Origin of the sequence: Catenulispora yoronensis (genome assembly GCF_039531695.1) — a bacterium.
In the GTDB taxonomy this organism is placed as follows: domain Bacteria; phylum Actinomycetota; class Actinomycetes; order Streptomycetales; family Catenulisporaceae; genus Catenulispora; species Catenulispora yoronensis.
Map to the genome: position 1 here is coordinate 12,786 of NZ_BAAAQN010000043.1, position 20,465 is coordinate 33,250.

The 20,465-nt window shown below is 72.1% G+C and carries 19 protein-coding genes; 11 read left to right on the forward strand and 8 right to left on the reverse strand.

Annotated features, from left to right (window positions below; genetic code table 11):
- Positions 1–40: 40 nt before the first annotated feature.
- From ABD481_RS29610 to ABD481_RS29630, 5 genes are all read right to left on the reverse strand, one after another.
- Positions 41–1,180 (reverse strand): LLM class flavin-dependent oxidoreductase, encoded by a 1,140-nt coding sequence (locus ABD481_RS29610; protein ID WP_344669080.1) that lies wholly within the window; start codon positions 1,178–1,180, stop codon positions 41–43.
- 6 nt (positions 1,181–1,186) lie between these two features.
- Positions 1,187–2,437, reverse strand: a complete 1,251-nt coding sequence (locus ABD481_RS29615; protein ID WP_344669081.1) for an LLM class flavin-dependent oxidoreductase — start codon at positions 2,435–2,437, stop codon at positions 1,187–1,189.
- The gene (locus ABD481_RS29620; RefSeq protein WP_344669082.1) at positions 2,434–3,909 is read right to left on the reverse strand and encodes an NtaA/DmoA family FMN-dependent monooxygenase; all 1,476 of its coding nucleotides are present in this window, start codon (positions 3,907–3,909) and stop codon (positions 2,434–2,436) included. The genes ABD481_RS29615 and ABD481_RS29620 overlap by 4 nt, the downstream gene beginning before the upstream one ends.
- A 15-nt stretch (positions 3,910–3,924) precedes the next feature.
- The gene (locus ABD481_RS29625; protein ID WP_344669083.1) at positions 3,925–5,145 is read right to left on the reverse strand and encodes an LLM class flavin-dependent oxidoreductase; all 1,221 of its coding nucleotides are present in this window, start codon (positions 5,143–5,145) and stop codon (positions 3,925–3,927) included.
- A 287-nt stretch (positions 5,146–5,432) separates the two neighbouring features.
- The gene (locus ABD481_RS29630; protein WP_344669084.1) at positions 5,433–6,146 is read right to left on the reverse strand and encodes a GNAT family N-acetyltransferase; all 714 of its coding nucleotides are present in this window, start codon (positions 6,144–6,146) and stop codon (positions 5,433–5,435) included.
- 534 nt (positions 6,147–6,680) lie between these two features.
- On the opposite strand from ABD481_RS29630, the gene ABD481_RS29635 reads away from it, so the two are divergent.
- Genes ABD481_RS29635 through ABD481_RS29645 form a run of 3 tightly spaced genes read left to right on the forward strand, consistent with a single transcriptional unit; the run spans position 6,681 to position 9,489 of the window.
- Positions 6,681–7,637, forward strand: a complete 957-nt coding sequence (locus tag ABD481_RS29635) for an amino acid ABC transporter permease (protein ID WP_344669146.1) — start codon at positions 6,681–6,683, stop codon at positions 7,635–7,637.
- Positions 7,634–8,410 (forward strand): amino acid ABC transporter ATP-binding protein, encoded by a 777-nt coding sequence (locus ABD481_RS29640; RefSeq protein ID WP_344669085.1) that lies wholly within the window; start codon positions 7,634–7,636, stop codon positions 8,408–8,410. The genes ABD481_RS29635 and ABD481_RS29640 overlap by 4 nt, the downstream gene beginning before the upstream one ends.
- 56 nt (positions 8,411–8,466) lie before the next feature.
- A complete protein-coding gene (locus tag ABD481_RS29645) occupies positions 8,467–9,489 on the forward strand; it encodes a transporter substrate-binding domain-containing protein (protein ID WP_344669086.1) in 1,023 nt (340 codons plus the stop codon).
- Positions 9,490–9,523: 34 nt separating this feature from the next.
- Here ABD481_RS29645 and ABD481_RS29650 read toward each other — a convergent pair whose 3' ends face one another.
- Entirely contained in the window at positions 9,524–9,979 is a 456-nt protein-coding gene (locus ABD481_RS29650; RefSeq protein ID WP_344669087.1) for an RrF2 family transcriptional regulator, read from the reverse strand.
- A gap of 79 nt (positions 9,980–10,058) precedes the next feature.
- Here ABD481_RS29650 and ABD481_RS29655 point away from each other — a divergent pair, with 79 nt between their 5' ends.
- The 4 genes from ABD481_RS29655 (at position 10,059) to ABD481_RS29670 (ending at position 14,236) form a co-directional block, all read left to right on the forward strand.
- Positions 10,059–10,949: an amino acid ABC transporter permease gene (locus tag ABD481_RS29655; RefSeq protein WP_344669088.1), complete on the forward strand. Its 891-nt coding sequence runs from the start codon at positions 10,059–10,061 to the stop codon at positions 10,947–10,949.
- Entirely contained in the window at positions 10,946–11,857 is a 912-nt protein-coding gene (locus ABD481_RS29660; protein WP_344669089.1) for an amino acid ABC transporter ATP-binding protein, read from the forward strand. The genes ABD481_RS29655 and ABD481_RS29660 overlap by 4 nt, the downstream gene beginning before the upstream one ends.
- 135 nt (positions 11,858–11,992) lie before the next feature.
- Positions 11,993–13,015 carry a transporter substrate-binding domain-containing protein gene (locus ABD481_RS29665; protein ID WP_344669090.1) on the forward strand — a complete coding sequence of 341 codons (1,023 nt, stop codon included), beginning with the start codon at positions 11,993–11,995 and terminating at the stop codon, positions 13,013–13,015.
- A gap of 138 nt (positions 13,016–13,153) precedes the next feature.
- On the forward strand, positions 13,154–14,236 hold the full coding sequence (locus ABD481_RS29670) for an LLM class flavin-dependent oxidoreductase (RefSeq protein WP_344669091.1): 1,083 nt from the start codon (positions 13,154–13,156) through the stop codon (positions 14,234–14,236).
- A 92-nt stretch (positions 14,237–14,328) separates the two neighbouring features.
- Here the strand turns inward: ABD481_RS29670 and ABD481_RS29675 are convergent, their stop codons facing one another.
- Both ABD481_RS29675 and ABD481_RS29680 read right to left on the reverse strand, forming a co-directional pair.
- A complete protein-coding gene (locus ABD481_RS29675) occupies positions 14,329–15,171 on the reverse strand; it encodes a DUF1684 domain-containing protein (protein ID WP_344669092.1) in 843 nt (280 codons plus the stop codon).
- A complete protein-coding gene (locus ABD481_RS29680) occupies positions 15,146–15,436 on the reverse strand; it encodes a hypothetical protein (protein ID WP_344669093.1) in 291 nt (96 codons plus the stop codon). Before ABD481_RS29680 ends, ABD481_RS29675 begins: the two co-directional genes overlap by 26 nt.
- Positions 15,437–15,496: 60 nt before the next feature.
- Between ABD481_RS29680 and ABD481_RS29685 the strand changes: the two genes are divergently transcribed.
- From ABD481_RS29685 to ABD481_RS29700, 4 genes are all read left to right on the forward strand, one after another.
- Entirely contained in the window at positions 15,497–16,630 is a 1,134-nt protein-coding gene (locus ABD481_RS29685) for an LLM class flavin-dependent oxidoreductase (RefSeq protein ID WP_344669094.1), read from the forward strand.
- Positions 16,631–16,806: 176 nt separating this feature from the next.
- On the forward strand, positions 16,807–17,619 hold the full coding sequence (locus ABD481_RS29690; protein ID WP_425559320.1) for a 3-hydroxybutyryl-CoA dehydrogenase: 813 nt from the start codon (positions 16,807–16,809) through the stop codon (positions 17,617–17,619).
- 12 nt (positions 17,620–17,631) lie between these two features.
- Positions 17,632–18,861, forward strand: coding sequence for an 8-amino-7-oxononanoate synthase family protein (locus ABD481_RS29695; RefSeq protein ID WP_344669095.1), 1,230 nt, complete (start codon positions 17,632–17,634; stop codon positions 18,859–18,861).
- Positions 18,858–20,465: a carboxyl transferase domain-containing protein gene (locus ABD481_RS29700; RefSeq protein ID WP_344669096.1), complete on the forward strand. Its 1,608-nt coding sequence runs from the start codon at positions 18,858–18,860 to the stop codon at positions 20,463–20,465. The genes ABD481_RS29695 and ABD481_RS29700 overlap by 4 nt, the downstream gene beginning before the upstream one ends.

Here is a 20,465-nt window from a genome sequence, read left to right on the forward strand (position 1 = left end):
CCACGGCGCCGGGCCCGGCGGGGCGCGGGCCCGGTGCCGGTCACGCCCGGCGCCGCCACTCCTCGGCGAGCAGCCGGTAGGAGGCGACCCGGTCGGCGTGGTCGTGCGTGATGGTGGTGACGATCAGCTCGTCGGCGGCCACCGCGTCGCGCAGGATCTCCAGCTGGTCGGCGACCTGCGCCGCGGTGCCGACGAACTGCGTCTGGACCCGGTCGGCGACCAGTTCGCGGTCCGCCGCCGTCCACTCGATGGCGCGCGCCTCCTCCGGCGTCGGGAACGGGATCGCGCCCTCGGCGGTGCGGATGCTGCGCACCCACGGCCCGTACCCGGAGGCCAGCTCCCGCGCCTGCTCCTCGGTCTCGGCGACGACCACGTCGGCGGACACGCTCACATACGGCGCGGCGAGCTCGTCGGAGGCCCGGAACGCGGCCCGGTAGCCCTCGGCCGCCTCCAGCACGGTCGCCGGGCTGACGTGGTAGTTCGTCGCGAACCGCAGCCCGTTGGCGCCGGCCACCTCGGCGCTGGCCCCGCCGCTGCTGCCCAGGATCCACAGCTGGAGGTCGGCCCCCTCGCCGGGGACCACGTGCGCCTCCTGGCCGTTGCCGTCGACGTAGGTGCCGGCCAGCAGCGCCAGGATGTCGGCGATCTGGTCGACGTAGTCCGGGGTGTCGGCGCCCGGCTGCTGGAGCAGGGTCTTGTGCAGCACGAACCGGGGCGACTTCAGCAGCGGCGTGAAGTCGAACTTCGCGGGGATCCGCAGCCCGTTGGGCGTGTAGCCGTCGACGACGGCGGAGGCCGGGCCGACCAGCGCCGGCTCGCGGACAGCGGTCGGTACGCGGCCGCCGCCGGAGCGGCCGAGGCCGAGGTCGAACCGCCCCGGGTACAGGGCGTCGAGCAGCCCGAACTCCTCGACGGTGGACAGCGCCGTGCGGTGCCCGAGCAGGACCGCGCCGGAGCCCAGGCGGATGGTGGACGTGGCGGCGGCGGTCAGCGCCAGCACGACCGCCGGGCTGGTGCCGGCCACGCCGGGGTTGAGGTGGTGCTCGGCGAACCAGTAGCGCGCGTAGCCGAAGCTCTCGGTCTGCCGGGCCAGGTCGATGCTGTTGTGCAGGGCCTGCGAGGCGGTGGAACCGGAGCTGACCGGGACCAGGTCGAGGACGGCGAGCGGAGTGTTGGCCATGGCGGATCAGGCTCCTTGCGAGGATGGGACGAGGTGCTGGGCGGACCGCTCCGGCGCGTTCGCCGAAGGGGCCGCGGTGGGAGTGGTGGCGGATCCGGACCCGGGCGCCGCCGGCGGCGCGTCCGCGACGAAGACACCGCGCGCGTCGGCCACCGGATCGGCCCCGGCCCCGGCCCCGGACCCGGACAGGCTGTCGGCGTCCTGCGGCCGCGCGTCCCACCCCCACGGCGGATCGGGAATGGTCCGCCGCAGCTCCGGCGCGACCTCCGCCTGGAACCGCTCCAGCGAGGCCCGGTGCTCCGCCTCGCTCAGGCCGGAGGGCTCGGCCTGCAGGTGCAGCACCGAGTGCCCGAACTGCTCGTGGTACCGGTGGACCTTCTCAATGATCTGCTGCGGGCTGCCGATCAGCGCCGAGCTGCGCTCGACGAAGTCCTCCAGCGTCGGGAACACCGGCTCGATGCCCAGCCGCTTGTGCATCGCCAGGTGTCCGGCGAACACCGGGGCGAACCCGCGCAGCGCCTCCTGCGAGGTGGCGGCCGTGTAGAACCCGGCCGTCCCGGCCCCGACCACGGCCTGCGCCGGGTCGTGGCCGTGGAACGCCCACCGCTCGCGGTAGTACCGGATCAGCTCCGCGTACGGCTCGATCGGGTTGGTGACATTGGCCGAGAACAGCGGATCGCCGTAGCGCGCCGCCAGGTCCACCGACTCCTTCGACGTCGCGCTGCCGTGCCACACCCGGATCGGCTGCTGGAACGGCCGCGGCCACACCTCGGCGTCCTTCAGCGCCGGCCGGAACCGCGCCGACGCCGTCACCTTGTCCTCGCGCCAGATCCGCCGGAACAGCTCGTAGGACTCGGCGTTGCGGTCCCACTGGTCCTCGGGCGTCACGTGGAACAGCTCCCGCTGCGCCGAACCGTTGCCCTTGCCGATGATCAGCTCCAGCCGGCCGCCGGACAGGTGGTCGAGCGTCGCGTAGTCCTCGTACGCCCGCACCGGGTCCAGCAGGCTCAGCGTCGTCACCGCGGTGAACAGCTTGATCCGGCTGGTCCGGGCCGCGATGTGGCTGAGCACGACGGTCGGCGAGGAGGAGATGAACGGCCGCTCGTGCCGCTCGCCCACGCCGAACCCGTCGAATCCCAGCTCCTCGGCCAGCACGGCGGCGTCGACCACCTGCCGGAACCGCTCGTTCGTCGACACCTGGACGCCGGTGGTCGGGTCCGGGGCGTGGACGATCAGGGATATGGTCAGGAACTTCACGACGCCGCCCCGGCTGTCTCCGCCGCAGCCCCGGCGGCCTCGGTGTCCTGGGCAACCGCCGCTGCCTCGGCGGCTTCAGCGGCCTCGGCGCTCCGCGCCGCCGCCGACCGGTCCGGATACCGGTCGCTGCGCGGCTGCCCCAGCCCGAGGTGGTCGCGCAGCGTCGTGCCCGTGTACTCGGTGCGGAACCGCCCCCGCTCCTGCAGGATCGGCACCACCGTGTCGGCGAACCCGTCCAGGCCGCCGGGCGTGATGTGCGGCACCAGGATGAACCCGTCGGCGGCGTCGGCCTGCACCAGCTCGTCGATCCGGGTGGCCACGGTCTCGGCCGACCCGATGAACGACTGCGGAGCCGACTTCTCGATCATCAACTCCCGGATCGACAGGTTCTTCGCCGCCGCCTCCTCCCGCCACTCGTTCGCCACCGCGATCCGGTCCCGGTAGAGCCGGTCGGCGGCCCGGCCCTTGCTGATCGACTCCCCGGAGACGTCCGGGTCGATCTCCGGCAGCGGCCCGTCCGGGTCGTAGCCGCTCAGGTCCCGGTTCCACAGCTGCTCCAGGTGCTTGATCGCGGTCTGCCCGCTCACCTGCGCCCGCCGCACCTCGTGCGCCAGCTCCTGCGCCTCGGCGTCGGTGTCGCCGAGCACGAACGTCGCCGCCGGCAGGATCAGCAGGTCCTCGTGCGCCCGCCCGTACCGGGCCAGCCGGCCCTTGACGTCGGAGTAGAAGGCCTGGCCCGCCTCCAGCGTGCTGTGCCGCCCGAAGATGGCGTCGGAGGCCGAGGCCGCGAACTCCCGGCCGGCGTCGGAGTCCCCGGCCTGGAAGATCACCGGCCGCCCCTGCGGCGAGCGCGGCACGTTGAACCGGCCCGCGATGTCGAAGTGCCGGTCCCGGTGCTCGAAGGTGCCGGCCCTGGGGTCCGACAGGAAGACCCCGGACTCCTTGTCGGCGACGATCTCGTAGCCGTCCCAGGAGTCGAACAGCTCCCACGCGGTGCGCAGGAACGTCTCGGCGCGGGCGTACCGGTCCTCCGCGGCCAGGTAGCCGCCGCGCCGGAAGTTCTCACCGGTGAACGCGTCCCACGAGGTCACCACGTTCCACGCGGCCCGGCCGTCGGACAGGTGGTCCAGCGACGCGAACTGCCGCGCCACCTCGTACGGCTCGTTGAACGTCGAGTTGATGGTGCCGGTCAGCCCGATCCGCTCGGTCACCGCGGCCAGCGCCGTCAGCACCGTGAAGGTGTCGGGCCGCCCGACCACGTCCAGGTCGTAGATCTTCCCGCCCTGCTCGCGCAGCCGCAGGCCCTCGGCCAGGAACAAGAAGTCGAACTTGGCCCGCTCGGCGGTCCGGGCGAACCGCTTGAAGGACTCGAACTCGATGTGGCTGCCGGCCGCCGGATCGCTCCACACCGTGGTGTTGTTCACGCCGGGGAAGTGCGCGGCGAGGTGGATCTGCTTGATGGGCTTGCTCATGGTCATGGGCCTTTCTCACACCGCCGCGAGGGCGGAGTCGGCGGCGTAGCGGTTGACGGGGCGGGGCAGGCCCAGGTGGCCGCGCAGGGTCGTGGCCTCGTACGCGGTGCGGAACAGGCCGCGCGCCTGCAGTTCGGGCACCAGCCGGCGCGTGATCTGCTCCAGATCGTGCGGCAGTGCCGCGGGCCGCAGCCGGTAGCCGCTCAGCCCCGCGTGCCGCCAGTCGGCGAGCAGATCGGCCAGCTCCGAGGCGGTGCCGGCGAAGATGTACGCATCGCTCGCGTACTCCTGCCCGGCCAGCTCGTCCAGCCACGCCCGGCGCTCCTGCGCGGCCTGCGCCGTGTCGTCGAGGAACACCACGACGTCGCCGAACACATGCAGCGTCTCGGCCGTGCGGCACGCGCTCTCCTGCTCGGCGCGGATCTCCTCGACGATCGCCCTCGCCTGCTCGCGGTCGTGGGGCGTGATGAACCCCACGTCGGCGGCGCGCGCGATGAGCCGGTAGGGGATGGTGTCGTGGCCCAGCGCGGTCACCACCGGCTGGCCCTGCGGCGGACGCGGCGTGATCGACGGGCCCCGCACGTCGAACCATTCGCCCTCGAAGTCGATGTGGTGCAGCTTGGCCCGGTCGACGAACCGGCCGGTGGCCGCGTCGCGGATCTCCGCGTCGTCCTCCCAGCTGTCCCACAGCCGCCGCACCACCTCGACGTAGTCGGCGGCCTCGGTGAAGTGCTCGGCCATCCGCGCCTGCACCTCGGGGGTGTTGATGTCCTCGAAGCTGATCGGCTGCTGGGTCCGGCGGCCGAACAGCGCGAACTCGTACTGCCGCGCCGACAGCTGCACCCGCAGCCCGGCCCGGCCGGTGGCCGCGTAGTCCAGCGACGCGATCGCCTTGGAGACGTGGAACGGCTCGGTGTGCGTGGACACCGCGGTCGGCACGATGCCGATCCGCTCGGTCACCGGCGCCACCCGCGCGGCGATCAGCACCGCGTCCAGCCGGCCCCGGACCTGGTCGATCCGGTCGTCGACCTCGTTGAAGGCCGAACTCTGCACCCCGAAGGAGTCCTCGATGGTCACGAAGTCCAGCAGCCCGGCCTCGGCCTCGGCCACCAGATCCGCCCAGTACCGGGCCCGGAACAGCTCCCGGGGGCGGGCGTCCGGCGCGCGCCAGGCGGCCGGGTGCCAGCCCGCGCCGTCGAGAGCGACGGCCAAATGCAGCAAGGGGTCAACAGACATGCGCGGAATCGCTTTCTGACGGCACGGGGGGACGCGAACTGGGCCGCCGGTGCGGCCCGAAGCCGGACACCCGCGGCAGAATCCCTATCGATCTAGTGGGGATAGTAGAGCACGTTCGGAGAACGTCAAGAAGATCGCCCGCACCCGTCTCGGATCACGGACCGGTGCGGCGCCGGAACGTGGACGGGGCCGGTGGCGAAGCCCGGCGTTCGCGGTGCGGCGTTCGCGGCGCCGGGCTTCGGCGGGCTTTGACGGGCTTCGGCGGACGCGGGTCCCGCGCCCGGGGTTCAGCGCTCGTCCGGCACCCGGTAGGCGGCGAAGGTGACCGTGCGCCGGAGTCGGAAGCCGATCGACTCGTAGAGCCGGATGGCGTTGACGTTCTCGGCGCCGGTGTGCAGGAACGGCGTCTCGCCGCGCTCGCGGATGCCGTGCGCGACCGCCCGGACCAGCCGCGTGGCCAGGCCCTGGCCGCGGAAGTCGGCGTGCGTGCACACGGCGCTGATCTCGGTCCAGCCCGGCGGGTGCAGCCGCTCGCCGGCCATCGCTATCAGCCGGCCTTCGCGGCGGATCCCCAAGTAGGTGCCCAGTTCGACGGTGCGCGTCAGGAACGGGCCGGGCTTGGCGTGCTCGACCAGCGCGAGCATCTCCGGCACGTCCGAGGGCCCCAGGCGCACGGCCTCGGCGTCGGGTTCGGCCCGCAGGCTCTCGTCGACCAGCTGCACGCCGGGGATGTGCAGCACCCGGTCCCAGCCCGGGGGCGGCGTGGGGGCGTCGCCGCCGGTGGGCAGTAAGCCGCCGGGGCCGAGCAGTTCGGCCGCGTCCCGCCAGTCCTGCTCGCCGGGATCCGGCGGCAGCGACACGAACACTGAGACCTCGGGGTGGTAGCGCAGGACGGCGCCGACCGATTCGGCGAAGCGGGCATGCGGGCCGAGCAGGGACGCGCGGCCCGGGTTGTCCAGAACGTGAGACAGGGCTGACGCATCAGCGGTCTTTGTTGGCATGCTGAGGACCGTACCCAAACTCCACCTGTCCGATAGACATGATCTCGACAGGGGAGATCCGGACGGTCCGCACGAAGGCGAGGTGACCCGCGATGCACGCTCGATACTCCCGGCTCCGGGTCCTGCGGCGCCATGTCGACCTGCTCCGCGTCAACAGCGCACTGTGTTCCGGCGCCGCCCCGGTCCGCTGACCGGGTACCCCCGCCGTCCCTTCCCGTTTTCTGCGCGCCCGCCGTCGTCGCGGCGTAATCGAAGGCATCCACCATGACCTCTGACGTATCCGACCGGATCACGCCGCCGTCCGCAGTACCCGACGCGCCCTCCGCGCCCGACCCGCGCCCGGCTCCACCGGCCGACGCCGCTGCCGCGACTGCCACCGCGACCACGACCGCCACTGCGACCGCCAGTGCGACCACGACCGCGACCGCGACCGCCACTGAGTCGGCCACCGCGACCGCTGTCGAGCCCGTCATCGCCACTGCGGCCGTCACCGCGCCGATAGCCGCGACCGCCGCCGCACCGACAGCCGCACCGATAGCCGCGCCGACAGTCGCGAACGCCGCCGCTCCGACCGACGAGCAGCTGCTGGCCGCCCGCCTGGTCCCGCTGCGCCGGCCCGGGCAGTGGCTCTCGGCCGCGGTGCTGCTGGTGCTGGCCGCGATGCTGGTCAACACCCTGATCACCAACCACCGTTTCGAGTGGCCGGAAGTCCGCAGCTACTTCTTCGAGAGCTCGATCGTGCGCGGCCTGGAGCTCACCGTCTGGCTGACCGGGGCCGTCCTGGCCACCGGCTACGTGTTCGGCGTCGGGCTGGCCGCCGCGCGGCTGTCGCGGAACCCGATCCTCAAGAGCCTGAGTTTCGGGTTCGTCTGGCTGATCCGCTCGGTGCCGGTCCTGGTCCAGCTGCTGTTCTGGTACGAGCTGGCCTCGCTGTACCCGCGGCTGTCGCTCGGCATCCCGTTCGGCCCGGAGTTCGCGTCCTTCAAGACCGCGCACTTGTTCAGCGGCCTGCTGGCGGCCTACGTGGCGCTGAGCCTGGAGGTCGCGGCGCTGTCCGCCGAGATCATCCGGGGCGGGATCCTGGCGGTGCCGGCCGGCCAGGTCGAGGCGGCGCAGGCGCTCGGCCTGCGCCAGCGCCGGATCTTCCGGCGCGTGGTGCTGCCGCAGGCGATGCCGGCGATCGTCCCGGCCTCGGGGAACCTGCTGCTCGGGATGCTGAAGGCGACCTCGGTGGTCAGCGTCATCGCGGTCCAGGACCTGCTGTACTCCGCGCAGCTCATCTACAACGAGAACTTCCAGATCATCCCGCTGCTGCTGGTGGCCACCATCTGGTACATCATCCTGACCACGCTGCTCTCGATCGGGCAGTACTTCGTGGAGCGCCGCTACGCCCGCGGGTCGAACCGCCGGGGCGGCGGCTTCGGGGACCTGTTCCGGAACAACCTCCCGCTGTTCGGCCGCACCGCGCGCACCGCCGGGAGCCCGTCATGACCGCCGGGACGCCGCGCCCGCTGGTCCGGATCCGGGGCCTGCGCAAGAGCTTCGGCACGCACCGCGTGCTCGACGGCGTGGACCTCGACGTCCCCGAGGGCTCGGTGACGGTGCTGCTCGGGCCCTCCGGCTCCGGCAAGTCGACGCTGCTGCGCTGCGTGAACCACCTGGAGCGGCCGGACGCCGGGTTCGTGGAGGTGGCCGGCGAGATCATCGGCTACCGGCACCACGCGGGCCGGCTGCACGAGCTCCCCTCCCGCGCCGTCACCCGGCAGCGGGCCCAGGTCGGCATGGTCTTCCAGCAGTTCAACCTGTTCCCGCACCTGACCGTCCTGGAGAACCTGGTCGAGGCCCCGGTCGCGGTGCGCGGCCTGGCCAAGGCCGCCGCCGCCGAGCGCGGCCGCGACCTGCTGGCCCGGGTCGGCCTGGCCGGGCGCGAGAGCGCCTACCCGCGCGAGCTGTCCGGCGGGCAGCAGCAGCGGGTGGCCATCGCCCGCGCGCTGGCCATGGAGCCGCGGCTGCTGCTGTTCGACGAGCCGACCTCGGCGCTGGACCCGGAGCTGGTCGGCGAGGTGCTGGCGGTCATCCGGGACCTGGCGCGGACCGGGATGACGATGATCGTCGTCACCCACGAGATCGGATTCGCCCGCGAGGTCGCCGACACCGCGGTCTTCCTGGACGCCGGGCGCATCGTCGAGTCCGGTGCGCCGGCCGACGTGCTGGACCGGCCGAGCAACGAGCGGGCCCAGGCCTTCCTGTCCGCTGTTTTATAACCCGTTTCACAACCTGTCCCACCACCCCTTGTAGCAGTCCTGAAAGGACCATTCCCGTGACGACCCTCGGGCGCCCCGGTCGCCGACCGACCTTCGCCGCCGTCCCCCTCGCCGTGCTCGCCGCCGCCACTGTGCTCCTGGCCGGGGCCTGCGGCTCGGCGTCCAAGGCCGGGCCGGCCGACGGCAAGCCGGCCGCGGCCGGCGCCCCGGCCGCCGCCGCCGGCAGCTCCGCCACTCCCGGCGCGGCCTCGACCGCGATCCCGACCGAGGACGTGGTGTCCGCGGTGCAGGCCGATCCGGCGCTGAAGGCCGAGCTGCCGGCCGCCATCGCGGCGCGCGGCACGCTGCTGCTGGGCACGACGAAGACCACCGGGCAGTCCGGGCTGCCGCACGCCGGCATCGACGGCTCGGGCAAGGAGGTCGGCCTGGACGTGGACCTGCGCAACGCGATAGCCAAGAAGCTCGGCGTCACCTGGGACACCCAGTACGGCACGTTCCAGACCCTGATCCCGGGGACCCAGAACGGCAAGTACGACGTCGGCTGGGGCAACTTCGGCGTGACCAAGGCGCGCGAGCAGATCGTCGACTTCGCCACCTACCTCACCGACGGCCAGTCGTTCCTGGGCGCCTCCAGCGTCAAGACGGACAAGGTCGCCACGCTGACCGACCTGTGCGGCTACAACGTGGCCACCAGCCCCGGCTCCACCTTCCAGCAGATCCTCACCGACGGCGCCTCGAAGTGCTCCGCGGCCGGCAAGGACCCCTACAAGGTGCAGTACTTCGCCGACTCCGCGCCGATCTTCCTGGGCCTGGGCAACGGCAAGATCGACATCTACTTCGGGCCCACGCTCAGCCTGAAGTACGACGCCGTGCACGTGCCGGACACCAAGTTCCTGGGCCAGATCAGCTCCACGCCGGTCGGGGTGGTGGTGGCCAAGGGCTCGCCGCTGGCCAAGGCGGTGTCCGACGCCGTCAACGCCCTGATCGCCGACGGCAGCTACGCGAAGATCTTCGCCAAGTGGGGGGTGGCCGACACCGCGCTGGCGTCCTCGCAGGTCAACCCGACGCCGAACCTGTAGCCGCCGGCGGTGGACGGACGGCGGGTGGGCCGGGTCACCGGGGCAGCCAGGCCTCGGGCGACTCGGCCATCCGCCGGACGTGCGCCGGGAGCTTGCCGGCCAGCACGTGCGCCAGGCTGGTCTCGTCCAGCACCTTGCGCAGCGCGGCCCGGGCGGCCACCCAGACGTCGGCCAGGTGCGCGGCGGCGTTGGTGTACTCGCACTCGTCCGGGCGCAGGCCGCGCACCTCGGCCAGCGGGCCGTCGATGGCCCGGACGATCTGCCCCACCGAGATCGCCGAGGCCGGCCGGGCCAGCGTGTAGCCGCCGTCGGCGCCGCGGTGGCTGCGGATCAGGTCGGCGCGGCGCAGGTCCACCAGGATCGTCTCGACGAACTTGCGGGGCAGCCCCTGGTGATCGATGAGGATGTTCGACTTCACGAGTTCGGGCCCGTGGGCGGCCAACTCCAACATGACCCGCACCGCGTAGTCCGCTTTCGCCGAGATCTGCACGTCTGGATGCTAACAGCTTTAATCCCTATCCCCCCGATAGGGACAATTGAGATAGCTGATGGTTCTGGGAAGGACTGACATGACCAGTGTCGATGCCGTGACGGGTGAGGTCGTCACGGCCGGCGCGCCACCACCGGACCTGAGCGCCCAGCGGGTGCTGCCGCTGCGCCATCCCGGGCGGTGGCTGGCCACCGCCGTCGTGGTGGTGCTGGCCGCGCAGTTCGTGCACGGGCTGGCGACCAACCCGTTCTACCAGTGGGGCCGGTTCGGCTACTGGTTCGCCCGGCCGGTGATCGTGCGCGGGCTGTGGGTGACGCTGGAGGTCACGGCGCTGTCGGCGGTCCTGGGCCTGCTCGGCGGCGTGGTGCTGGCGGTGGCCCGGCTCTCGTCGAACCCGGTGCTGCGGACCGTCAGCTGGCTGTACATCTGGGTGTTCCGCTCGGTGCCGCTGATCGTGGTGCTGCTGGTCCTGTTCAACTTCAGCGCCCTGTACAAGACGCTGAGCATCGGCGTGCCGTTCGGCCCCGGCCTGTTCCACTTCGACGAGAACAAGCTGGCCACCGAGCTGGTGGTGGCCACGGTGGGGCTGAGCCTGAACGAGGCCGCCTACGCCGCCGAGGTGGTGCGCGGCGGCATCCTGTCGGTGGACGACGGCCAGCGCGCCGCGGCCGCCGCGCTCGGCCTGCCGCGCTGGTACCGCTTCCGCCGGATCGTGCTGCCGCAGGCGCTGCGCGCGATCGTCCCGGCCTACGTCAACCAGCTGATCGGGCTGATCAAGGGCACCTCGCTGGTGTTCTACGTCTCCCTGCTGGACCTGTTCGGCCAGGTGCAGACCATGAGCAGCACCTATCCCGGCGACGTGGTGCCGCTGCTGCTGGTGGCGACCGCCTGGTACGTGATCCTGACCAGCCTGGTCTCGATCGTCCAGCACTTCGTCGAGCGGCGGCTGAACCCGGCGGTGCGGCCATGACCGCCGCCACCGGGGCCGCCGACGCCGTGCCCACCACCGACGCCGTTCCGATCACCGACGCCATTCCCGTGGCCGATGCGGTCCCGATCAGGGATGCAGTTCCGGTCACCGACGCGGCCCCGGTCACCGATGCCGTTCCCGCCGGCATCGCGGCCGCCGTCGAGATCCGCGGCGTGACGAAGTCGTTCGGCGCGAACCGGGTCCTGGACGGCGTCGACCTGACCGTGTGCCCCGGGCACGTCACGGTCGTCATCGGTCCCTCCGGCGCCGGCAAGTCCACCCTGCTGCGGACCATCAACCACTTGGAGAAGCCCGACGCGGGCTATGTCCGGGTGAACGGCGAGCTGATCGGCGTGCGCCAGCAGAAGGACCATTTCCGGGAACTGCCCGAGCGCGCGATCCTGGCCCAGCGGGCCGAGATCGGCTTCGTCTTCCAGAGCTTCAACCTGTTCCCGCACCTCACCGCGCTGGAGAACGTGGCAGCCGCGCCGGCCGCGACCGGCCGGGCCAGCAAGTCCGAGGCCCGCGAGCGCGCGGCGGAGCTGCTGACCCTGGTCGGACTCGCCGACAAGCTCGACGCCTACCCGGGCCGGCTGTCCGGCGGGCAGCAGCAGCGGGTGGCGATCGCGCGGGCGATGGCCCTGCGCCCCGGACTGATCCTGTTCGACGAGCCGACCTCGGCGCTGGACCCGGAACTGGTCGGCGAGGTGCTGGCCGTGATGAAGGACCTGGCCGGGACCGGCACGACGCTGATCGTGGTCACACACGAGATCGGCTTCGCCCGCGAGGCCGCCGACACCGTCGTGTTCATGGACGCCGGCCGGATCGTCGAACAGGGTCCGCCGCGGCGGGTCCTGGACCACCCCGAACACCCGCGGACCCGCGAATTCCTCAGCAAGGTGCTGTGACAGCTCTCCCGACCCCCTGCTTGACAGCTCCCTGACAGAACCCTGACAGATCTCCGACAGCTCTCTCCGACAGTCCGGGCGAACAACCCCGTTCCCCGACGCCCCACCGCCCCATTCACCCCCGTGGAGAAACCGATGTCCGCCAAGCTCCTCCGGCTCGCCGCCCCGGCCGCCGCCGCCATAGTCCTGCTGTCCGCCTCCGCGTGCTCCAGCGGCGCCTCGTCCTCGGACAAGAAGCCCGACAGCGCCCCGGCCGCCGCCGGCTCGACCGTCGTGCACGTCGGCGCGGTGTCCAACGGCGCCGCGAACCCCGTCGACATCATGGTCGCCCAGCAGGACGCGATCCGCGCCGAGCTGCCGGCCGCGATCCGCGACAGCGGCACGCTGAAGATCGTGGTCGGCGACCTGCCGGCCGGCACCCCGCCGCTGGACTTCATCGGCTCCGACCAGCAGACCCTCACCGGCTCCGAGCCGGACCTGGCCCGGCTGGTGGCCGGCGTGCTCGGCCTCAAACCCACGTTCGACCACGCCACCTGGGACAACATGTTCGTCGGCCTCGACAGCGGCAAGGAGGCCATCGCCTTCGCCAACGTCACCGACACCGAGAAGCGCAAGGAGAAGTACGACTTCGCCAGCTATCGGCAGGACAACCTGGGCTTCGAGGCGCTCAAGAGCACCACCTGGGAGTTCAACGGCGACTACCACGTGCTGGCCGGCAAGACCATCGCCGTGGGCTCGGGCACCAACCAGGAGAAGATCCTGCTGGAGTGGCAGACCAAGCTGCGCGCCGAGGGCCAGGACTTCAGCGTCAAGTACTACCAGGACGCCAACTCCACGCTGCTCGCGCTGACCTCCGGCAAGATCGACGTCTACCTCGGCCCCAACCCCGGCGTGGCCTACCAGGTGACGCAGACCGCGAAGTCGCCGACCCCGACCCGCATCGCCGGCGAGTACTCCGGGGCCGGCGCCACCCTGCAGGGCCTGATCGCCGCCACCACCAAGAAGGACAGCGGCCTGGCCAAGCCGGTCGCCGACGCCATCAACGTCCTGATCAGCAACGGGGACTACGAGAAGTGGCTGACGGCCTGGAACCTGACCACCGAGGCGGTGCCGACCTCGCAGGTCAACCCGCCCGGGCTGCCGCTGACCAACTCCTGAGCCGTCCTGAGCTGTCCGAGCTGTCCGAGCTGTCCTGAGCAGTTCGCGCTGTCCGAGCAGTCCGAGCTGTCCTGAGCAGTTCGAGGTCGGCGGGCCGCCGCCCGCCGACCACCCACCACACCCGCAAGGGAGCCCATCATGGCCTTCTTCTGGTTCCTCCCCACCGGAGGAGACGGCCGGAGCCTGGGCGGCGCCGTCCACGGCACCGGGATCGGCGGGGCGTCCGACGCCGCGCCGGCCCCCGGCGGCCGGGACGCGAGCCTGCCCTACCTGACCCAGCTCGCCCAAGCCGCCGACAGCCTCGGCTACGAAGGCGTCCTCACCCCGACCGGCGCGCACTGCGAGGACGCCTGGATCGTCACCTCCGCGCTGCTCGCCGCCACCCGGCGCCTGAAGTTCCTGGTCGCCTTCCGCCCCGGGCTGATCGCCCCGACCCTGGCCGCGCAGCAGGCGGCCACCTTCCAGCGGCTGTCCGGGGGCCGGCTGCTGCTGAACGTGGTCACCGGCGGCAGCGACGCCGAGCAGCGCGCCTACGGCGACTGCCTGAACCACGACGAGCGCTACGCCCGCGCCTCGGAGTTCCTGGACGTGCTGCGCGCCTCCTGGTCCGGCCGCACCTTCGACCACCACGGCGCCTACTACACCGTCCTGGAGTCCCAGCTGCGCCGGCCGCCGGACCCGGTCCCGGAGATCTTCTTCGGCGGCTCCTCCGAGGCCGCCCTGAAGGTCGCCGCCCGGCACGCCGACACCTACCTCACCTGGGGCGAGCCGCTGCCGCTGGTCGCCGAGAAGATCGCCCGGGTCCGGAACAAGGCCGACGCCCAGGGCCGCAAGACCCGGTTCGGACTGCGCATCCACGTCCTGAGCCGGGACACCTCCGAAGCCGCCTGGCAGGCCGCCGACCAGCTCATCGCCGGGCTCGACGACGCGGCGATCGCCGCCGGGCAGGCCCGGCTGCGCGCGCTGGAGTCGGTGGGCCAGCAGCGGATGCTGGCGCTGCACGGCGGCGACCGCGACCGGCTGGTTGTGGCGCCGAACCTGTGGGCCGGCATCGGGCTGGTGCGCGGGGGCGCCGGGACCGCGCTGGTCGGCAGCCACGAGGAGGTGGCGGCGCGGATCGCCGAGTACCGGGACGCCGGCATCGAGGATTTCGTCCTGTCCGGGTATCCGCACCTGGAGGAGGCCTACACCTTCGCCGAGTGTGTCCGACCCCTGCTGTGAGGCTTCCGGCGAAGGCGGGCGCCGGAAACGCGGGACGGCCTCGGCGCTCCTATCCGCCGAGGCCGTCGGTCCTGATCGCGGGACCGGGACCGCTACCGCCGGAACACCGCCCGGCGCTCGCCGGCGGCGACCGCCGCCGCCAGCCGGTTGCCGACCGGCGGCAGCGGGCACAGCGAATGGTCCGTGAAGGCGCACGGCGGCAGGTACGCGCGGTTGAAGTCGACCTCGACCCGGCCCTGCTCGTCCGGCGCGGCCAGGTCCAGGAACCGGAACCCGAACGTGTCCGCGCCGTTGGTGAGATCGCCGAAGGTGGCGTTCAGGCCCGCCGGGGTGGCCGAGACCGCGAGCGTGCGGCGCTCGCCGCCGAGCTCGAAGGCCACCTCGCCGGCCAGCGCCAGGCCGCGCTCGGCGCCGTCGGCGTTCTGGACCTGCTCGACGCGCTCGGCGTCGTAGGGCGTGTAGACACCCGGGACCGCGAGCCCGGGATCGTAGGGGAACAGCTCGATGCCGTCGAAGGACTCGTGCGCGGGGGAGGAGGGATCGAAGACCCGCAGGCCCGCGCGGCCCTCCCGCACGATCGGCACCAGGCGGCGCGCGCCGTGGGTCAGGGTCTGCGGCTCGGGGTCCAGGTCCGGGCGCAGGTCCGCGGTGCCGTCCAGCGGCTCGTCGGCGAGCAGCAGGCCGTCGGCCGCGCCGGCGCGCACGCGCACGCGGCCGTCCGGGGCCGCGGACCACCGTCCGGGGACCAGGCCGAGGTCGGCCTCGGTGGCGTCCAGCCAGTCGGTCGCCACCAGGGCGAGGAATCCGTAGGGGGAGCGGATCGACTTCTCCCGCTGTCCCGCCCAATCGCGCCAGGCTGTTTCCGGGGCCGTTTCCGGGGTTGTTTCCCGGGCCGTTTCGGGGGCGGTTTCAGCAGCGGATCCAGATACGTTCACACGCCATTTCTATCAGCGCTCGATAAAGTCGGTCAACCGTTTCCCGAAATTGCTTCGGAAAGGGAAAGAAAAGGTCGCCGAAAAGCATTGTCGGCGAACGGTCCCATGATTGCCTGTTGACGGCTGTCTTCGAATGCTGATATTCAATAAGGGTGAACAGCGTCCGGCTCGTCACCCGGGACCACATCGACTTCTGTCGGGTGTGGTCGGCTTCCTGTTGCCGCTGACGCCCCGCGGCCGCATCGTCGGTCTTCTGCTTCGCCAATCAGGTCCGCTTTCACACGGCGCCCCACCATGCCGCCCTTGCCGAAAGGCCTTTCTCGCCATGCCCGTGGAATTCCTCGGCATCGCCGCCACCAGCGATGCCTCCGAGACCAAGGTTCGCGTCGGACCCAGTTTCGACAAGGACTACACATTGCGTCTGGCCCGCGCCCACGAGGAGTGGGGGTGGGACCGGATCCTGTTCGCCTACAGCTCGGCCAGCCCGGACCCGGCCGCGGCCGCCGCCTACATCGCGGCCCGCACCGAGACCGTCGAACTGCTGCTGGCGCACCGCCCCAACCTGTCCTATCCCACCTACGCGGCCAAGGTCTTCGCCACCATCGACCAGATCAGCGGCGGCCGGGTCGCGGTGCACTTCATCACCGGCGGCAACGACGCCGAGCAGGGCCGCGAGGGCGACTTCCTGACCAAGGACGACCGCTACGAGCGCACCCGCGAGTACATCGGCATCGTGAAGCAGGCCTGGACCTCGCACGAGCCGTTCAGCCACCAGGGCGCGCACTACGATTTCGCCGACTTCGTCAGCGACGTGTTCCCGGTGCGGCAGCCGCGGCCGGCGGTGTCCTTCGGCGGATCGTCGCCGGCCGCCTACCGGGCCGGCGGCGCCGAGGCCGACATCTACTGCCTGTGGGGCGAGCCGCTGGAGCAGACCGCCGAGCAGATCGCGGCGGTCAAGGCGGCCGCCGCGGCGGCCGGGCGCAGCGACGTCCCGCGCATCCAGGTCGCCTTCCGGCCGATCATCGCGCCGACCGAGGAACTGGCCTGGGAGAAGGCGCACCGGATCGTGGACCGCATCGAGCAGCGCAAGACCGCCGGCGGACCGGACCAGCTCAAGCGCCGGCGGCTGCGCGGCGAGGCGCCGCAGAACACCGGATCGCAGCGGCTGATCGAGATCGCCGGGCGCGGCGAGCGGTTCGACCGCGCGCTGTGGACCCGGACCGCGGCCGTCACCGGCGGAGCGGGCAACTCCAACGCGCTCGTCGGGACGCCGGAGACCGTCGCGCAGGCGCTGCTGGACTACTACGACCTCGGCGTCGACATCCTGTCGGCGCGCGGCTACGACCTGCTCGGCGACGCCATCGACTTCGGACGCTACGTCATACCGATCGTGCGCGAAGAGGTCGCCAAACGCGACGCCGAGCGCGCGGCCGCGGCCGTGGCGGAGGTGACCTGGTGACCGCCCCGACGACTGCTTCGACTGCGACGCCTGCTTCGACAAGTGTTCCGACAACCGCCCCGACGACCGCTCCGACAACGGTCCCGACGACTTCCGCGTCGGCCGAGCCGACCCCGTCCCGCGCGACGCGGGCCCTGGCCGGCTTCACCCGGATCGGCGTCGTCGGCTCCGGCACGATGGGCGCCGGGATCGCCGAGCTCTGCGCGCTGAACGGACTGGACGTCCGCCTCGCGGTCTCCCGCCCGGCCTCGCTGGAGTCGGCGCCCCGGCGCCTCGCGGCCTCCCTGGACCGCCGGGTCGCCAAGGGCCGGCTGACCCCCGAGGGCCGGGACGCGGCGCTGGCCGCCGTCTCGGTCGGCACCGATCTCGGCGACCTGGCCGACCGCGAACTCGTGGTGGAGGCGGTGGTCGAGGACGAGGCCGTGAAGCTGGCCGTGTTCTCCACCCTGGACAAGGTCGTCGAGCCCGACGCGATCCTGGCCTCCACGACCTCCGCGCTGTCCATCACCCGGCTGGCCGGCGTGGTCCAGCACCCCGGGCGGGTGCTCGGCGTCCACTTCTTCAACCCGGTCGCGGTGCTCGACCTGGTCGAGCTGATCCCGACGCTGCTCACCGACGAGTCCGTGTGCCGCCGCGCCGAGGAGTTCGTCACGGCGCTCGGGAAGAAGCCGGTGACGGTCGGCGACCGCAGCGGCTTCGTCGTCAACGCCCTGCTGATCCCCTACCTGCTGGCCGCGATCCGCATGGTCGAGTCCGGATACTCCTCGGCCGAGAGCGTCGACCAGGCCATGGAGTCCGGCTGCGCGCACCCGATGGGCCCGCTCAAGCTCGCCGACTTCATCGGCCTGGACGTCGTCGCCGCCATCGCCGAAGCCTTGCACGCCGAGTCCCGCCAACCTCTGCACGCGCCGCCGCCGCTGCTGTCCCGCATGGTCGAGGCCGGGATCCTCGGCCGCAAGTCGGGCCGCGGCTTTCATTCTTACGCGTAAGGAACCGCCACCATGCATACGTATATGAATATAAAGAAGCTGGCCAGCATCAGCGGGGATTTCTGGGACGTCACCGACCGCGCCGGACTGTTCGGCCTGATCGTCTCCGGCCTCGGCGACGGCCGGCACCGCACGCTCGACGGGCACGAGTTCGTCAACATGTCCTCCTACTCCTATCTCGGTCTGGACACCGACTCCCGGCTGGTCAGGGCCGCGGCCGACGCGGTGCTGGCCGAGGGTTCGCTGAACACCTCCACCTCCCGGATGCGGATCCGCTTCCCCGCGCTGGAGGACGCCGAGGCCGCCTTGTCCGAACTCTTCGACGTCGAGGCGGTGACCACCGCCTCCTGCGCCGTCGCCGCCTGGGCCAGCCTGCCGCTGGTCGCCTCCGGGCTGTTCACCGAGGACGTCCCGCCGGTGATGGTCTTCGACAAGAACGCCCACTTCTGCCTCAACGCCCTGAAGGCGGCCGCCGCCGACGAGGCCGAGATCGTCACCGTCGCCCACAACGACGTCGCGGCGCTGGAGGAGCTCTGCAAGCGGCACCCCAAGGTCGCCTACGTCGCCGACGGCGTCTACAGCACCGGCGGCCAGGCCCCGGTCCGGGAGCTGCTGCGGCTGCAGGAGAAGTACGGCCTGTTCCTGTACTTCGACGAGGCCCACGGCATCTCCACCCTCGGCCGGAACGGCCGCGGCCTGGTCCTGGAGGAACTCGGCGGCGCCATCACCGACCGCACCATCATCATCGCCTCGCTCAACAAGGGTTTCGGCGCCTCCGGCGGCGCCATCTTCCTCGGCCCGCGCGGCTCCCAGCACCGCAAGAACCTCGCGCTGCGCAACGGACCTCTCATGTGGTCGCAGCGGATCAACACCGCCGGCCTGGGCGCCGTCCAGGCCTCCGCCGCGCTGCACCGCACCGAGGAGTTCGCCCGGCTGCAGAAGCGGCTCCAGACCAACATCGACCTCTTCGACGACCTCGTCCAGACCGAGCAGAGCCGCGACGGCCTGCCGATCCGGTTCGTCGAGATCGGGTCCGAGGACGCCACAGTCCAGCTCGCCCAGAACCTGCTGGAGCGCGGCTTCTACGCCTCCCCGATCTTCTTCCCGATCATCGGCCGGGGCCGTGCCGGACTGCGCCTGATGCTGCGCGCGAACATGACCCGCACCGAGATCGAGACCTTCGCTGCGCTACTGAAGGAACTGCGCGACGACCTCGCCCCGGCCGGGGACGGAACCCGGTGACCGCGATCCTGCCGACCCGCCTGGACCGGCGCTCCGACGGCTTCCGCCGCAACGTCACCGCCTTCGACGCCAAACGCCGCGTCATCGCCGAGGCCCGCCGCCAGGCCGTCTCCGGCGGCGACGCCCGCTCCCACCAGCGCCACGCCGACCGCGGCAAGCTCACCGCCCGGCAGCGCGTGGCCCGGCTGCTCGACCCCGGCACCCCCTTCCAGGAGATCGGCCAGCTCGCCGGGCACGGCGTCTACGACCAGCCCGTGCCCTCCGCCGCGCTGGTCGCCGGGATCGGCCTGGTCGCCGGCCGGCCGACGATGGTGGTGGCCAACGACGCCACCGTCAAGGGCGGCACCTACTTCCCGCTCACCGTCCGCAAGCACCTGCGCGCCCAGGACATCGCCCGCGAGAACGGCCTGCCCTCGATCTACCTCGTCGACTCCGGCGGCGTGTTCCTGCCGATGCAGGAGGACCTGTTCCCCGACGAGCACCACCTCGGGCGGATCTTCCGCAACATCGCCGAGATGTCGGCCCTCGGACTCCCGCAGATCGCCGCCGTCATGGGCTCCTGCACCGCCGGCGGCGCCTACATCCCGGCCATGTGCGACGAGACCGTCATCGTGCGCGGCACCGGCACCGTGTTCCTCGGCGGACCCCAGCTGGTGCGCGCCGCCACCGGCGAGATCGTCGATGCCGAGACCCTCGGCGGCGCCGACCTGCACACCCGGCTCACCGGCGTGGCCGACCACCTCGCCGAGAACGACGACCACGCGCTGCGGCTGGTCCGCGACATCGCGGCGCGCGCCGGCGGCCGCGCGGTGCCGGCCCCGCCGACCGAGCCCCGCCCGCCGCTGCACGACCCCGCCGAACTGCCGGGCGTCGTCAGCGCCGGGCTGCGCGAGCACATCCCGGCCCGGGAGATCCTCACCCGGCTGCTCGACGGCAGCGAGCTCACCGAGTACCGCGCCCGGTTCGGGCCGACGATGGTCTGCGGCACCGGCCACATCGGCGGCTACCCGGTCGGGGTCCTGATCAACGACGGGGTGCTGTTCTCCGAGAGCGCGCAGAAGGCGACGAACTTCATCGAGCTGTGCGCGCAGCGCGACATCCCGCTGGTGTTCCTCCACAACATCAACGGCTTCATGGTCGGCGCCGAGTACGAGGCCGGCGGCATCACCAAGCACGGCGCCGAACTCGTCAACGCCGTGTCCTGCGTCGCCGTGCCGAAGTTCAGCGTCGTGGTCGGCGGCAGCTACGGCGCCGGCAACTTCGCGATGTGCGGGCGCTCGATGGGGCCGTGGCAGATGGCGATGTGGCCGAGCGCCAAGTCCACGGTGGTCGGCGCCGAGCAGACCGCGACCGTCATGGCCCTGATCCGCTCCGACCAGCTGGCCAAGGAGGGCCGGACCCTGAGCCCGGAGGAGGAGGAAGCGATCCGCAAGCCGATCCTGGACGCCTACGAGGAGCAGTCGCAGCCGCTGTACTACGCCGCGCGGCTCTGGGTGGACGCGGTCATCGATCCCGCCGAGACCCGGGAGTGGCTCACCCTGTGCCTGGCGACCGCGGCCGGTGCGCCGCGCCGACCCACGCGCTTCGGCGTGTTCCGGGTGTGA